Genomic DNA, 14854 nt, shown 5'->3' with positions numbered 1-14854 from the left:
TCAGGCGCGCTTGTAGACGGGTGGGCGTTTCTCCGCGAAGGCGCGGGCGCCTTCCTTGGCGTCCGCGGTGTCGAAGATCGGCCAACCCCGCTTGAGCTCGGCGGCGAGCCCGTCGGTCTCGGTCATCTCGGCGGTCTCGTACACGGACGCCTTGACGGCCTCGACGGCGAGCGGTCCGCAGGCGTTGATCTGTTCGGCGATCTCCAAGGCCTTGGCGAGCGCGGTGCCGTCGGGCACGACATGGCCGACGAGTCCGATGCCGACGGCCTCGCGCGCCGTGTAGGGGCGTCCGGTGAGCAGCATCTCCAGGGCGTGCGTGCGGGGGATCTGCCGCTGGAGGCGGACCGTCGAGCCACCGATCGGGAACAGTCCGCGCTTCACCTCGAAGAGGCCGAAGGTCGCGGACTCGCCCGCGACGCGGATGTCGGTGCCCTGGAGGATCTCGGTGCCGCCCGCCACGCAGGGCCCCTCCACGGCGGCGATCACCGGTTTGCGGGGGCGATGGTGGCGCAGCATCGCCTTCCAGTGCAGGTCCGGGTCGGCCTTCAGCCGGTCGCGGTACTGCTGCCCCTCCATCCCCTTGCCGGCCAGGGCCTTGAGGTCCATACCGGCGCAGAAGGAGCCGCCCGCGCCGGTGAGCACGATCGAGCGGACCTCGTCGTCCTCGTCGGCCTCGATCCAGCCGTCGTACAGCCCCACCAGCATGGGCAGCGAGAGCGCGTTCCTGGCCTCGGGCCTGTTGAGCGTGAGTACCAGTGTGGCGCCTTCGCGCTGCACGGCGAGGTGTTCCGTCCCACCCATCGCTTCCTCCCGTCTCGGGAAACGAGAACAGGTTGCAGGAGGCGCGGAGCCAGGACAAGAGTTTTCTGACAGACAGTCAGATTTCTTCTGCGAGGACCCTTCACAGTTGCGTCCGGCTTTGCTCTGATGACCGGCGAACCGATGGATGCGCCTTTCTTCGCCGAGCGTTGCCGGGGTCAGGAGGAGCGGTGGAGTACAACCTTGCCGACCTGTTCGAGTCGGTCGTCGACGTGGTTCCGGGCCGCGAGGCGCTCGTGTACATCGACCACCCCGGCACGGGTGCGGAGCGCCGCCTGACCTACGCGGAGCTGGACGCGGCCGCCAACCGCATCGGGCACCACCTGGTCGACAGCGGGATACGGCCGGGGGAGCACGTCGGGCTGCACCTCTACAACGGGGTGGAGTACCTGCAGACGGTGTTGGGCTGCCTGAAGGCCCGGGTCGTCCCGGTCAACGTCAACTACCGCTACGTCGAAGAGGAGTTGGTGTACCTCTACCGGGACGCGGATCTGGTGGCGCTCGTCTTCGACGCGGAGTTCACGGACCGGGTGGCGGCGGCGCTGCCGCGGGCGGAGAAGCTGCGGCATGTGGTGCGGGTGGGGACCCCCGCACCGGACGCCGTCGCGCTGTCCGCCGTGGACTTCGCCGACGCCGAGGCCGCCGGCTCCCCCGATCGCGGCTTCCCGGCCCGCTCGGCGGACGACCAGTTCATCATCTACACCGGCGGCACGACCGGCATGCCCAAGGGTGTGATGTGGCGCCAGGAGGACCTGTTCTTCTCCGGGCTCGGCGGCGGCGCCCCGACCGGTGAGCCGGTGAAGAAGCCCGAAGAGCTGGCCGAGCGGGTCGCGGCCGGCGGTGAGGGCATCACCTTCTTCCCCACTCCCCCGCTGATGCACGGCACTTCCACGCTGACGGCGTTCATCGGATTCAACTTCGGCCAGCGGATCGTGATCCATCGCAAGTTCATGCCGGATGAGGTCCTGCGGACCGTCGAGAAGGAGAAGGTCACCAGCATGTCGCTGGTGGGCGACGCGATGCTGCGGCCGCTGATCGACGCGCTGAACGGGCCGATGAAGGGCACGGACTGCTCGTCCCTGTTCAGCGTGTCGTCGTCCGGGGCGATCATGTCGGAGACCGTGCGCGCCCAGTTCCAGGCACTCATTCCGAACGCCATGCTGCTGAACAACTTCGGATCGTCGGAGTCGGGCTTCAACGGCACCGCGACCCCCGACTCGGGCCCCGGCAACGGCTTCCGCATCCGGGTCAATTCCCGTACGCGGGTGGTGGATCCGGTCACCCGTGAGCCGGTCGCGGCCGGTGAGGTGGGCCGCATCGCCCAGCGCGGTCACGTGCCGCTCGGGTACTACAACGACCCGGGGAAAACCGCCGAGACGTTCTTCCAGAGGCATGGCGAGCGGTGGGTGCTGCTCGGTGACATGGGAACGGTCGACGAGGCGGGTGTCGTCACGGTTCTCGGCCGCGGCTCGCAGTGCATCAACACCGGCGGCGAGAAGGTGTACCCGGAAGAGGTCGAACAGGCGCTCAAGTCACATCCGGACGTGTACGACGCGCTGGTCGCCGGGGTGCCGGACACGACGTGGGGCAACCATGTGGCGGCTGTCGTGCAGTTGCGCGAGGGCGCGACCCGACCCTCCCTGGAGGACATCCAGAGCCACTGCCGGGCTCATCTGGCGGGCTACAAGATCCCGCGCCAGCTGGTGATCACGGACACCATCCAGCGCTCACCCAGCGGCAAGGCGGACTACCGCTGGGCCAAGGAGGTGGCGGTGGCGGCGGATCGCTGACCGCACCGGGCCGCAGCCCAGTCGGTTGAACACGTTCAAAAGTGCTGGCAGGATACTGCCGACACCGCCCGCCGATCCGGCGCGCGGCGATCATGCCACCGCAGCACCCACCAAGCCACGGACGCACGGACCGTCCCCCGCCCGCGCCAGGGCGCCGACTGCCGTCAGGGCTCGGGGGCAGCACCGCCCGAGCCCTCCGCCACGGCCTCGCAGCGCCCTGGTGAAGGGCTCAGCGGGGATACCCCGCGCTCTCCACGCGCCGGCCCGGCATCCCGCCCGGCATCCCGCCCGGCAGACCGCCCGCGCCGAGCCGCTCGAACCGTTCCTGGACGTTGGCCGCGAAGGCCTGTTGCTCGGCGCCGGGGTAGGCCTGCCCGGTGGTGTTCATGGCCACGGTGAGGACACCGCTGACCGGCGCCCCGGGCGACGTACGCACCGGTGTGCACAGGAAGTTGAAGTCCTGCGGCCGCGGATCGTCGTACGTGCTGATCGCGGCCCGCGACAGCGTGGCGGGCTGCCCGGTGTGGAAGGCGTCGTCCATCGCGTTGAAGACACCCACCGCCTCCAGTCCGGGCAGCACGAGACGGCCGGGGCTGAACTGCGGGACCATGCCGAAGGCCGCGCCCTGCTTGCCGTTGGCGTAGCGCAGCAGGTGGTTGGGGCCCTCGGTGAGCATGATGGGGAACGGTGCACCGTCGAAGACGGCGAACAGCTCCTGCTGCTGGGCCAGCAGGCTGTCGCGCAGCTTGAAGTCGGACAGCAGGGTCTCGGAGAGTTGCTGCATGCCCTCGCGCACCGCACGGTCCCAGACACGGGGCTTGGTGTCGGCGACGCACACGGTGCCCAGGATCATGCCAGTGTTGTCGCGCAGCGGGGTACCGAGGTAGGAGCGCACGCCCAGGTCATTGACGAGCGGGTTGCCCTTGAAGCGCGGGTAGTCGAAGACGTCGTCCAGGGCCAGTTGGGATCCCTGGGCCACCACATGGGGGCAGAAGCCGTAGTCGCCGGGCGCCTCCCGGGACAGGTCGCTGAGGTCGAAGGCGATCCCGGCGCCGTCGGGACTCACCTTGTCGTCGGGCGAGGCGGTGGGCACGTACATGCCGCGGAACATCTGCCGCTCGTCGTTGATGAAGTTGACCATGGCCAACGGTGACTGGGTGAAGCTGGCGGCGAGGCGTGCGACACGGTCGAAGGTGGCCTCCGCCTCGACGGTGTTGAGGCCGAGAACCTGCAGTCGCAACCTGCGCTGCTCGCCCGCGAGCCGGGCCTGGTCGGATGAGAGGGGATCCATGGGATCAGATGAAATCAGAATCCCGGCTTCCGCGGATCGCCCCTCCCGGTAATTTCCGCATCACCTGTCTCACATTCAACCCCTCGCGAGTCAGCGGGAGTTGTCGCGCGAGTCCCGCGCGCCCGCCCCGCCCCTGCGGCCTCTCGTGAACGCCCAAACTCGGAGTCTGTCCAAATATTTCCAGGTTTCAACCTCCAGCGATCACTTCCCGCCAATCCTTGAGCACCAATCGAGCGGAAACGATTATGCATACGACAATCGTGCGGCGGTCTGGTTTTCGACGCTGACACGCCCGCCCCGACGCACCATCGAATGGTCGAACTACGGTTCGAACAGAGGTGGTGGGGGTGGGTGGCGCGCGCTCCGTCGATGCGGCCCGTGTGTAATGAGTTCGTGCGATGCACCTGCGAGAGAGGGCACAGCGGGGTGAGGCAAGTACGGTTCGAGCTGCGGGCTTCCCGTCGCGAGCGGGAGCGGCACGGCCGTTTCGGCCAGGGCGCCATGCGCGAAATCACGCCAAGATCCACGCGGCTGCCGACGGCCCGGTGCCTCCTCGCGGACGAGGGTCCGCCCGCTCGGGAGACTCTGCCGTCCGACGGATGAGCCCGGCACGACGACGTGCGGGCCTTGCGAGCGAATCGTCCTGTTCCGCCCGGAAACGGGGGCCGGCGGCACGGCGGCGTGACGGACGCCACAGAGCGTACGCGGGGCCGCCCTCAGTAAATGCCGTGATGCCGCTTCAGCACCCACAAGGTCACGCGGCGAGGTCAACTGCGCCATCCCGTATGGACGTGGCGAAGCATCGAAGGAGTAACGTCATGAACAGGTCGGACGTGGACGCCCGGTCGGTGGCCGTGATCGGCATGGCCTGCCGGCTCCCCGGCGCGTCGGGCACCGACGAGCTGTGGGCTCTCCTCAAAGACGGCGTCGACGCCACCAGCGAGACCCCTCCTGAACGTTACGACGTTGACGCGCTCCACTCCGCCCGCGGCCCGGGCCGCATAGCCAGCCGTCGTGCGGGTTATGTGGAAGAAATCGCCGAGTTCGACGCCGAGTTCTTCGGGATGTCCGCCACCGAGGCGCTCGAACTCGACCCGCAGCAGCGGTTGTTGCTGATGGCGGCCTGGGAGGCGCTGGAGGACGCCGGGCAGCGGCCCGATCTGCTGGCCGGCAGCCGGACCGGGGTGTTCGTGGGCAACGCCCGCGCGGACTACCTGGAGCTGGCCCTGCGCCAGGGTCCGGAGGGCGCCACCGCCTCGCAGCTGAACAATTTCCGCTCGCTGCTGCCCGCCCGGATCTCCCACGCCTTCGACTTCCGCGGCCCCAGTATTGTCGTGGACACAGCATGCTCATCCTCCTTGGTGGCCGTCCACCAGGCCGTGCAGAGCCTGCGCGCCCGGGAGAGTCCCCTGGCGCTGGCCGCGGGGGTGAACCTCAAGCTCCGTCCCGACGAGGGCCTGGTGATGACCCAGGCCGGCGGCATGGCCGCCGACGGGCGCAGCAAGTTCGGCGACGCGAACGCCGACGGCCACGCCCCCAGCGACGCGGTGGCGGTCGTCGTCCTCAAGCGGCTCACGGACGCGCTGGCCGACGGAGACCGCATACGCGCCGTCATCCGGGGCAGCGCCGTCGGCAACGACGGCCGCACCAGCGACTCGGTGCTCAACCCTTCCCTGGAAGGCCAGATCGAGGTGCTGCGCTGGGCGTACGAGGACGCCGGAATCGATCCCGCGGACGTCGACTACGTCGAGGCGCACGGCTCCGGATCGCCCGCGCTCGACCCCCTGGAACTGAGCGCGCTGGGCCGGGTCCTGGGCGAGGGACGCCCGGCGGACCGGCCGCTGCTCGTCGGCTCGGTCAAGACGAACATCGGGCACGGGGAGGCCGCGGGCGGGCTGGCGGGGCTGATCAAGGCCGTGCTCTGCCTGGAGCACGGCCAGGTCCCCGCGAGCCTGCATCTGTCCGCGCCGAATCCCGACGTGGCCTGGGACGAGCTGCCGCTGGTGGTGCCCGGCTCCCTCGTCGACCTTCCGGAGACGGGGCGGCCGGCCGTCGCCGGGATCTCCGGGCAGGGCTCCTCCGCGCTCAACGCACACGTGGTGATCCGCAGACCCGACCCCGTCGACGCGCCGGTCGTACCGGCCGCGGACGGCACGCCGTACCTCCTCGTCCTCTCCGCGCGCGGCCCCGCCGCCCTGGAGGCTCTCGCCCGGTCGTACGCCGCCCACCTCTCCCCCGGCGGCGCGGGGACCGCGTACCCCGTGCGCGACATCTGCTTCAGCGCGGCCACCCGCCGACAGCACCACGCGCACCGGCTGGCGGTCGTCGGGGCGAGCCATGAGGAGCTGGCGGCGGCGCTCACCGGGTCGCCGACGCTCGGCGGCAGACCGCTGTCGGCCGTCGCCGACCGCTACCGCCGGGGCGAGGACGTGGACTGGGAGAAGGTGTTCGGAGGCGGTGGCCGCTTCGTGCCGCTGCCCACCTACCCCTGGCAGACCAAGCGGTACTGGCCCGGCGAACAGCACGAGCACGGCGGCGGCGACCTGGCGACCTGGGTACTGCGCGAGCACGCCCGCACCGGCTTCGACGACGCCTCCACCCTCACCGACATCGGGATCGACTCGCTGGCGAAGCTGCGGATCGTGGTCGAGCTGACCAAACGGTCCAGCCAGGAGGTCGACCCGGAGGAGTTCGGCAGGCTGCGCACCGTGGGCGAGCTGCGCCAGTGGACGCGTGCCCTCGAGGCGGCCGCCCGATGAGCGAACCGCAGACCGCGTACGCCTGGTTCGCCCGCTCCGCCGACACGTACGGGGACGACGCCGTCGCGCTGGAAGTGGGCGAGGACCGGCTCACCTACGCACGGCTGCGCGACCTCTCGGAACGGCTCGCCGCCCGCCTTGTCGCGGCGGCCGGTGGTACCCCGCCGCGCCGCGTGGGCCTGCTGGCGAGCCGTTCGGTGACCGCGTACGCCGGCTACCTCGCCGTCCTGCGGGCCGGCGCGACCGTCGTCCCCCTCAACCCCGAGCACCCGTCGGGACGCACGGCCGACATCGTGAAGGCCGCCGAGGCGGAGGTCGTGCTGACCGACTCCCCGGAGGCGGGCACCGACCTCGGGGTGCCCGTCCTCCCGGTGGGCCCCGAGGAGCTGTCGAGCCTGGCCGACGGCCCCGCGCCCGAACTGCCGTATGTCGAAGCCGGTCCGGACGACCTCGCGTACATCATCTTCACCTCCGGGTCGACGGGCACCCCCAAGGGCGTACCGATCCCGCACCGCAACCTCTCCGCCTACCTCTCCCAGGTCGCCCCGCGGTACGACATCGGGCCGGGCAGCCGGCTGTCGCAGTCCTTCGAGCTGACCTTCGACGGCTCCGTGCACGACCTGTTCGTCGCCTGGGCGGGCGGCGGCACCCTCGTGGTGCCCCAGCGCAGCCAGCTCCTGTCCCCGGTGAGGACGATCAACAACCTGCGGCTCACCCACTGGTTCTCGGTGCCGTCGCTGATCTCCTTCGCCTCCCGCCTCGGCACCCTGACCCCGAACAGCATGCCCACGCTGCGGTGGAGCGTCTTCGGCGGCGAACCGCTCACCCTGGACGCGGCCCGGGAGTGGCGGACCGCCGCGCCGGGCAGCCGTCTCGAAGTCCTCTACGGCCCCACCGAACTCACCATCTCCTGCACGGCGTACCGGTTCCCCGAAGACCCGGCCGAATGGCCCGGCACTCCTAATGGGACCGCTCCCATCGGCACCGGCTACCCGGTCCTCGACCTGCTGCTGCTCGACGAGGACGGCCGCCCCTCCGACCACGGCGAACTGTACGTGCGCGGCCCGCTGCGGTTCCCGGGATACCTCGACCCGGCGAACAACGCGGGGCGCTTCCTCGCCCCCGACGGCCGGCCCGGCGGCGGCGAGCCGCTGACCGACCAGCACTGGTACCGCACCGGGGACCGGGTCGCCCTCAGCGACGGGCACCTCGTCCACCTCGGGCGGACCGATCACCAGGTGAAGATCCGCGGCCACCGGATCGAACTCGGCGAGATCGAGGCCATGTTGCGACAGCAGACCGGGGTGCGGGACGCCCTCGTCCTGGCCGTGCCCGCCCCCGACGGCGAACCGGAGCTGCACGCCGCGGTCAGCGGCGCCGGCTGCACCTCCGACGGGCTGTACGCGGCGCTGGGCGACCGACTGCCGCCGTACATGCTGCCCCGCCGCATCGCCGTTCTCGATCAACTGCCGCTGAACGCCAACGGCAAGATCGACCGGCGGGCCGTGCTCGGCGAACTCGGGCACCCCCGCTGACCCACGCGTGTCCGGGTCACACCACCACAACACCCCACCCCCCGACGTCTGTTGTGAGGCAACCCCATGTTCGACGCCATCGTGGTAGGCGCCCGCTGCGCCGGTGCGCCCACCGCCATGCTGCTGGCCCGCGCGGGGTACCGGGTACTCCTGCTCGACAAGGCCCCCACCGGCACCGACACCCTCTCCACCCATCTCATCCATCAGCCGGGCGTGGCCGCGCTCGCCCGCTGGGGACTGCTGGACGCGGTACGCGCCTCCGGGTGCCCGCCCCTGGACCACGCGGTCTACGAGGTCGCCGACATCCGCCTCGAAGGATGCGCCCGGGGCGTGGAGGGGCAGCGCGCCTCCTTCGCCCCGCGCCGCCATGTGCTGGACGCCATCCTGGTGGAGGCCGCGGCCGCGGCGGGCGTCGAGGTGCGCGACCGCTGCCGGGTAACCGGGCTGCTGCGCGACGACAGCGGACGCGTCATCGGTGTGGAGGGCAGCCACGACGGCCGTTCCTTCACCGAACGCGCGCATCTGGTGATCGGCGCGGACGGGATGCGCTCGACCGTCGCCCGGCTCACTCAGGCACCGTACACGGTCGAGGATCCCCGGCTGACCTGCGCCTACTACACGTACTGGGCGGACGTACCGGCCACACTGGAGCTGCATGAGCGTCCGGGCAGCTGGGTCGCGGCGGTGGCCACCCATGACGCGGCGACACTCGTGCTCGCCTACTTCCCGCAATCCCGCTTCGAGGCGGTCCGCACCGACGCGCGGCGGGCCTACCTGGAACAGATCCGCACCACGGCGCCCGCCCTGTACGAGCGGCTGCGTGGCCGGGAGCCGGTCGAGCGGCTGCGCGGCACCGGCGACCAGCAGAACTTCTTCCGGCAGGCGGCCGGGCCCGGCTGGGTCCTGGTGGGCGACGCGGGGCACCACAAGGACTCCATCACCGCGCGCGGGATCAGCGACGCGTTCTTGCAGGTGGACGCCCTGGTACGTCGCCTGGACGGCCTGCTCGGCGGCGATCCGGCCGAACTCGACGCGGCGCTCCGGGAGTTCGCCAAGGAACGCGACGCGGCTCTGACCCCCGGATACGAATCCACACTCGGCGTGGCCCGGCTCACCACCCCGCACGAGCAGCGGCTGTCGCTGCTGCGGGCCGTACAGACGGATTCCGAACTGACCGCCATCTACTTCGACATGGTGGCCGGAATCGAGACGGCGGGGGCCCTATATACGCCAAAACTTCTCGCTCTACTCTGAGACACTCTCGCACTTACTCGGGTAACGGCAGCAATTCACCCAGCGGACTGCCAGCCAACTCGCGACCCGCGGTTGGCAGTTGCCGCAGACGAATGCTGACGCTGCGCCATGATCCTGATACGGTTCAGCCTGATCGCCGACTTCGATGACGGTGAGTCAAGTCGGCTCGCCGGGCACAATCCGGCATTTCGCACCGCCCCCCACCGAACCAGTGTTTCGCTGCCGTACGAGGAATCAGATGCCAGGCACCCGCGACCGGCGGACACGTCATCGGTCCGCCCCGCGCAGATCTCTCCGATTCTCGTTCGTCCTGCCCTTCGTCGTGCCCGCGGTCTGTCTCACCGGACTGTGGGGGTACACGGCGGCCGGCCTCGTCGACGAGCACATACAGCTGCAGGCCGACGCGGACCGCGACTCGTCCGTCGCCCGGCCGGCCCAGGCGGTGCTGTCCGCCCTGCAGAACGAGCGCCGCCTCACCGCCGTCCGGCAGGCGGGTCGCACCTCCTCCGCCCGTACGGATCTCGACGCCGCCCGCAAGAAGACCGACGCCGCCATCCGGGCCTACCGCGGTTCCGCGGGCCCGGACACCTCGGACCTGCGGCGCCGGGCGAAGTCGCTCGACGACGCGCTCGCGGCCCTCGCCGACCGCCGCGAGGCGATCGACGGACGCTCCCTGTCCGCCGCCGACGCCTTCCAGTACTTCACCGACACCATCACCCGGGGCGTCTCGCTGGTGACGGCGGCCGTCCGCAGCGACGACGCTTCCCTCGCGAACGGTGGCGCCGCCACGGCGTCCCTGGTGCAGATCACGGAGATGCTGTCCCGCCAGGACGCGCTGCTGTCCGGCGCGCTGCCCTCCGGCAGGATGCCGGCCGTGACCCGCGCCCAGTTCGCGGAGTACCTGGCGCTCCAGCGGGAGTTCCGCGCGGGCCTGACCACCGGTCATCTGCCCGCCGGCACGGCCACCGGGTATGCGCGGATCACCGATGGCGCGCAGTGGACGACGCTGGGAACGATCGGCGACTCCATGGCCACGGCCAAGGGCACCGCGCTGCCGCAGAGGGCATCGTCGTGGCCGGACGCCGCCGACGGCGTCCTCGGTGACCTGCGGTCCCTCGGCGCGGAGTCCCTGCGGGGACTGGCGGACGACGCCTCGGGCCGGGCCGACGACCTGCTGCTCGGCATGCTCCTGGGCACCGCCGCCACCCTGGCCGCGCTGGCCGGCGGCGCGGTGCTGGCACTGCGCGCCCGCCGCGCCACGCTGGGCCGGCTCACCGAGCTGCAGTCGCGGACCGAGGAGCTCACCCGCACGCTGCCGCTGCTGCTCGCCCGAATAGAACGGGGCGAGCGGGTCGACCCGGCCGTGCTCGCCCCGCAGGGCCACCACGCCACCGACGAGCTGGAGCGGCTGGCCGGTGCCATCGACCGGCTGGGCCGGGTCGCGGCGGACACCGCGGTGCGCCAGTCCCTGGGCCGCGAGGGCACGGAGAAGGTCTTCGCCCAGCTCATCCGCCGCACTCAGATCCTCATCCACCGCCTCATCTCGCTCCTGGACGACCTGGAACGCAAGCACGAGGACTCCGACCTGCTGAAGGACATCTTCAAGGTCGACCACCTCGCCACCCGGGTGCGGCGCCACGCGGAGAACCTGGTGATCCTCAGTGGTTCCCCGCCCAGCCGCCGGATGACCGCGCCGGTCTCCCTCACCGATGTGATGCGCAGCGCCGTCGCGGAGACCGAGCAGTACACCCGCGTCAAGGTGAAGAACCTCCCCTCGGACCGGCGCGTCGCCCTCGCGGGCCGGGCCGTCGCGGACGTCACGCACCTGCTCGCCGAGCTGATCGAGAACGGCACGAGCTTCTCGCCGCCGGACACCCAGGTCTCCGTGAGCGCGACGAAGGTGGCCAAGGGTCTGGCCATCCATGTCGAGGACCACGGTCTCGGCATGCCCGCGGAGAAGATGGCGTACGCCAACGAACTGCTCGCCCACCCGCCCAAGCTGGACATGACGTCCCTGGGCGAGGACCCGCGCCTCGGCCACTTCGTGGTGGCCCGGCTCGCCGAGCGGCACAAGATCAAGGTGGAGCTGCGCGAGTCCGTGTACGGCGGCACGCTCGTCGTCGTCCTGCTGCCCTCGGCCCTGCTGGAGGAGCACCAGTCGCCGGTTCTGGACCAGCTCAAGTCGGCGGCCGCGGCGGCGGCCGGCCATGTGCTGGAGACCGAGTCCCGGCAGGCCGCCCTGGACGCGGAGGACAGGGCCTTCGCGGGCGCGGTCGTGGGGGCGGCCGGTGGTGTGGCCGCCGCCGTGGGCGCCGGTGCGGACGTACTCACGCACACGCGCCTTCCGGACCACAGCGGCTTCCCCGAGTACGGAGGTGCAGGTCTGTTGCCGCCCGCGTCGGAACATCCCGTACCGTCTCCCGCGCCGGACCAGTGGGCCCCGGCACAGCAGGCCCCGGTTCCGCAGACACACACCACCGCGCACGCGGCGGCCTCCGGCGACCGGTCCGGGTACCCCGGGCCTGCGGCCGGCCACGCCCAGCCGCAGGCCGGACCGCCACCCGGCCGCGAGCCCGGCGCCGGACGCACCGCGCCCGCCGGGCAGGCGCCGGAGCCCGACGCGGCGCGGCCCCTGACGACCCCCCAGGTCCTGCCGCAACGGACTCGGGGAGCCAGCCTTGCGCAGCAACTGCGCAAGGAGGCAGCACAGACACAAGGCCGACCAGAGGGCGAGGGGGACAAGGGCGTCATCTCCCCGGACGCGTCGGCGCGCGCGATGATCGCCATTCAGCAGGGGCTGAAGCGGGCCCGGATGTCCGAGACGGACGGGCCGGCCGGCGCGGACGGCCGGTCGACGGATTCGAGGGAACCCGGTGCCAATCAACTATGAGGGAACGTTACACAATGACTGAGCAGGTACAACCCGGTCCGCAGCTGGACTGGCTCCTCGACGGCCTGGTGGACCGGATCCCGGAGATCCGGTGCGCCATCGTGCTGTCCGGAGACGGCCTCCTCATCGGCAAGTCGAAGGACCTGCGCCGGGACGACGCCGAACACCTGTCCGCGGTGGGTTCGGGCATGCACAGCCTGGCGCGCGGCGCCGCGCGCCATTTCCACGGCGGCGAGGTCCAGCAGACGGTCATTCAGATGGAAAGAGCGTTCCTGTTCGTCACCGCCGCGGGCAGGGGAGCGCGGCTGGCCGCGATCGCGTCGGAGGAAGTGGATGTGGGCATGATGGCCTTCGAGATGGGCACCCTCGTCAAGCAGGTCGGCCAGTACATGAGTGCCGCGCCGCGCGTGCAGACCCCTTCAGGCGGTCATATACAGGATGCGTGAACCGCGATGGCTCGACGGTGCGGAGGCCGGGCGTCACTTACGGCCGTACGCCATCACGGGCGGGCGCACCCGCCACAGTCAGCACACCTTCACACTCATCACGCTGGTCGTCTCGCGATCCGCGCATGAGTTCGATGACGACACCCTGGAGCCGGAGTCGGCCCAGATCCTCGAACTCTGCCGGGATCGCGCGGTGGCGGTCGCCGAGATCGCCGCGCATCTGGACCTGCCGGTGAGCGTGGTGAAGATCCTCTGCGGGGATCTGCTCAACGCCGCGCTCATCATCGTCCAATCGCCGCCCGGGCAGGAGGAGCAGCCGAGTGTGGAACTCATCGAAAGGGTGATGGATGGTATCCGTCAGCTCTGAGCCGGTCATGCCGACAGCGCTGAAGATCCTCATCGCGGGCGGCTTCGGCGTGGGCAAGACCACCATGGTGGGCTCGGTGAGCGAGGTGCCCCCGCTGGAGACCGAGGAGCGCATGACCGAGGCAAGCCTCGGGATCGACGACCTCTCCGGTGTGGAGGGCAAGGCATCGACGACCGTCGCCATGGACTTCGGCCGGATCACCATCGCGCCGGAGCTGGTGCTGTACCTGTTCGGTACGCCCGGTCAGGACCGGTTCTGGTTCATGTGGGACGACCTGGCGACGGGCGCGCTGGCGGCCGTCGTCCTCGCGGACACGCGTCGCCTGGACGCCTCGTTCGCCTCGATCGACTTCTTCGAGGCGCGCGAGATCCCGTTCGCGGTGGGGGTCAACTGCTTCGACGGGCGCCGCGACTGCACGGTCGAGCAGGTGCGGACGGCGCTGGACCTCGATCCGTCGACACCGGTCATCCTGTGCGACGTGCGCAGCCGCGCCTCCAGCAAGGCGGTACTGCTCGCGGTCCTGGAGGCGGCCCGGGCCCAGGCGGCCGCCCGCCTGACCCCACTGGCCGGCCGCTGACCGCACGACCACCGGCCCGGGACGGAATCCGACACCCCGGGCCGTTCAGGGCGGCCGGCCATCGGGCACGGAAGTCGGCCCTCGGGCCACCGAGGCTCGGCCACGGGTGCGGAGGCCGATGTCCGGCCAGGGCCCAAGACCAGTGGCCGGGCGCGAAAGCCGCCCCCGGCCTGCACCCGGTACGGCGCCCGGTCCGGCCTGGACGGGGCCAGGGCCGACTTGCCGACGCAGCCGGGCTTGGGCACTCACCCGGCGAAGAAGTCACCCACCCGGGCGGTGAACCACTCGGGGTCGTCCAGCCACGGGTAGTGGCCGGCACCCGGCTGGATCGAGAACTCGGTGTGCGGGGCGAACTCGCAGACGCCACGGGCGAGTTCGGGACGGGCTCCACCGTCGAGTTCGCCCGCGAGCACGAGTACGGGCGCGGTCAGGCGCCCGAGCGCCGCCCTGGTCGCGGGCGGGTCGTACGCGCCCTCGGAGCCGTAGACGTCCGCCGCGTCGTCGTTGGTCTGCTCCTCATCGGCCGCCGCGTGGGCCCGTGCGGCCTCGTCCCAGCGACCGTAGAAGAAGGGCATGAAGGTGAGGTCGAAGTCACCGTTCCCCGTCAGCCAGGCCTCGAACGCCGGGAAGGCGTCCTCGAACCAAGGCTCGCCCTTCCGCAGCCGGGCCGCCGCGAGCCGGTTCTCGGCTGTGGCGGGCATGCCCAGGGCCCATGGAGTGGCGGTGATCAGGGCGAGCCGCGAGACGCGCTCCGGATACCTGGCCGCGTGCAGCAGGGCGAGGCTCCCGCCCGCCGAGTGGCCAAGTACGTCCATGCGTTCGAGCCCGAGATGCACGCGGAGCGCCTCCACGTCGTCGACGAGCCGGTCGCAACGGTACGTCGCGGGGTCCGCGGGCAGCGCCGATTCCCCGGTACCTCGCAGATCGAGCAGCACCAGCGGGCGCCGCGCGCCGAGCCCACCGAGATCCCCGAGGTACTCGGAGGCCCGCATCGGCCCTCCCGGCAGCACGACGAGCGGATCCCCCGCTCCCCCGTTTCCCCGCAGATGGTAGGCGAGTCGGGTCCCGTCGTAGGAATGGAAGCTCGGCATGGTCCCGATCTTCACGGATGGGTCGTCCGCCCGCA

Annotated in this window: 11 protein-coding genes; 8 read left to right on the top strand and 3 right to left on the bottom strand. The window is 71.1% G+C overall.

What is annotated here, in order from left to right; genetic code table 11:
• Nucleotides 1-801 carry a crotonase/enoyl-CoA hydratase family protein gene (locus Q2K21_RS17655; protein WP_310771852.1) on the bottom strand — a complete coding sequence of 267 codons (801 nt, stop codon included), beginning with the start codon at nt 799-801 and terminating at the stop codon, nt 1-3.
• Nucleotides 802-989: 188 nt separating this feature from the next.
• Here Q2K21_RS17655 and Q2K21_RS17650 point away from each other — a divergent pair, with 188 nt between their 5' ends.
• Nucleotides 990-2609 (top strand): acyl-CoA synthetase, encoded by a 1620-nt coding sequence (locus Q2K21_RS17650; protein ID WP_310771850.1) that lies wholly within the window; start codon nt 990-992, stop codon nt 2607-2609.
• A 229-nt stretch (nt 2610-2838) separates the two neighbouring features.
• Here Q2K21_RS17650 and Q2K21_RS17645 read toward each other — a convergent pair whose 3' ends face one another.
• A complete protein-coding gene (locus tag Q2K21_RS17645) occupies nt 2839-3900 on the bottom strand; it encodes a GAF domain-containing protein (RefSeq protein ID WP_310771848.1) in 1062 nt (353 codons plus the stop codon).
• An 818-nt stretch (nt 3901-4718) separates the two neighbouring features.
• Here Q2K21_RS17645 and Q2K21_RS17640 point away from each other — a divergent pair.
• From Q2K21_RS17640 to Q2K21_RS17610, 7 genes are all read left to right on the top strand, one after another.
• Nucleotides 4719-6659 (top strand): beta-ketoacyl synthase N-terminal-like domain-containing protein, encoded by a 1941-nt coding sequence (locus Q2K21_RS17640; RefSeq protein WP_310771846.1) that lies wholly within the window; start codon nt 4719-4721, stop codon nt 6657-6659.
• Nucleotides 6656-8194, top strand: a complete 1539-nt coding sequence (locus Q2K21_RS17635; protein WP_310771844.1) for an amino acid adenylation domain-containing protein — start codon at nt 6656-6658, stop codon at nt 8192-8194. Before Q2K21_RS17640 ends, Q2K21_RS17635 begins: the two co-directional genes overlap by 4 nt.
• A 66-nt stretch (nt 8195-8260) precedes the next feature.
• Nucleotides 8261-9448, top strand: a complete 1188-nt coding sequence (locus Q2K21_RS17630) for an FAD-dependent oxidoreductase (RefSeq protein WP_310771841.1) — start codon at nt 8261-8263, stop codon at nt 9446-9448.
• Between the two features lie 238 nt (nt 9449-9686).
• Nucleotides 9687-12338 carry a sensor histidine kinase gene (locus Q2K21_RS17625; protein WP_310771838.1) on the top strand — a complete coding sequence of 884 codons (2652 nt, stop codon included), beginning with the start codon at nt 9687-9689 and terminating at the stop codon, nt 12336-12338.
• Nucleotides 12339-12352: 14 nt separating this feature from the next.
• Complete coding sequence (locus Q2K21_RS17620; protein ID WP_310771836.1) at nt 12353-12784, top strand: roadblock/LC7 domain-containing protein; 432 nt, start codon at nt 12353-12355, stop codon at nt 12782-12784.
• A complete protein-coding gene (locus tag Q2K21_RS17615) occupies nt 12777-13151 on the top strand; it encodes a DUF742 domain-containing protein (RefSeq protein ID WP_310771833.1) in 375 nt (124 codons plus the stop codon). Before Q2K21_RS17620 ends, Q2K21_RS17615 begins: the two co-directional genes overlap by 8 nt.
• Entirely contained in the window at nt 13132-13728 is a 597-nt protein-coding gene (locus Q2K21_RS17610) for a GTP-binding protein (RefSeq protein WP_310771830.1), read from the top strand. Before Q2K21_RS17615 ends, Q2K21_RS17610 begins: the two co-directional genes overlap by 20 nt.
• A gap of 245 nt (nt 13729-13973) precedes the next feature.
• Here Q2K21_RS17610 and Q2K21_RS17605 read toward each other — a convergent pair whose 3' ends face one another.
• Nucleotides 13974-14819: an alpha/beta fold hydrolase gene (locus Q2K21_RS17605; protein WP_310771828.1), complete on the bottom strand. Its 846-nt coding sequence runs from the start codon at nt 14817-14819 to the stop codon at nt 13974-13976.
• Nucleotides 14820-14854: the final 35 nt, after the last annotated feature.

It is taken from the genome of Streptomyces sp. CGMCC 4.7035 (assembly GCF_031583065.1).
GTDB classification, from domain to species: domain Bacteria; phylum Actinomycetota; class Actinomycetes; order Streptomycetales; family Streptomycetaceae; genus Streptomyces; species Streptomyces yaanensis.
This window is presented reverse-complemented; position numbering and strand designations above follow the sequence as displayed.

What these genes read in the sequence shown, in the direction of transcription:
- Q2K21_RS17655 (WP_310771852.1), bottom strand. Translation starts at nt 801, where the DNA reads ATGGGTGGGACGGAACACCTCGCCGTGCAGCGCGAAGGCGCCACACTG.
- Q2K21_RS17645 (WP_310771848.1), bottom strand. Translation starts at nt 3,900, where the DNA reads ATGGATCCCCTCTCATCCGACCAGGCCCGGCTCGCGGGCGAGCAGCGC.
- Q2K21_RS17640 (WP_310771846.1), top strand. Translation starts at nt 4,719, where the DNA reads ATGAACAGGTCGGACGTGGACGCCCGGTCGGTGGCCGTGATCGGCATG.
- Q2K21_RS17635 (WP_310771844.1), top strand. Translation starts at nt 6,656, where the DNA reads ATGAGCGAACCGCAGACCGCGTACGCCTGGTTCGCCCGCTCCGCCGAC.
- Q2K21_RS17630 (WP_310771841.1), top strand. Translation starts at nt 8,261, where the DNA reads ATGTTCGACGCCATCGTGGTAGGCGCCCGCTGCGCCGGTGCGCCCACC.
- Q2K21_RS17625 (WP_310771838.1), top strand. Translation starts at nt 9,687, where the DNA reads ATGCCAGGCACCCGCGACCGGCGGACACGTCATCGGTCCGCCCCGCGC.
- Q2K21_RS17620 (WP_310771836.1), top strand. Translation starts at nt 12,353, where the DNA reads ATGACTGAGCAGGTACAACCCGGTCCGCAGCTGGACTGGCTCCTCGAC.
- Q2K21_RS17615 (WP_310771833.1), top strand. Translation starts at nt 12,777, where the DNA reads ATGCGTGAACCGCGATGGCTCGACGGTGCGGAGGCCGGGCGTCACTTA.
- Q2K21_RS17610 (WP_310771830.1), top strand. Translation starts at nt 13,132, where the DNA reads ATGGTATCCGTCAGCTCTGAGCCGGTCATGCCGACAGCGCTGAAGATC.
- Q2K21_RS17605 (WP_310771828.1), bottom strand. Translation starts at nt 14,819, where the DNA reads ATGCCGAGCTTCCATTCCTACGACGGGACCCGACTCGCCTACCATCTG.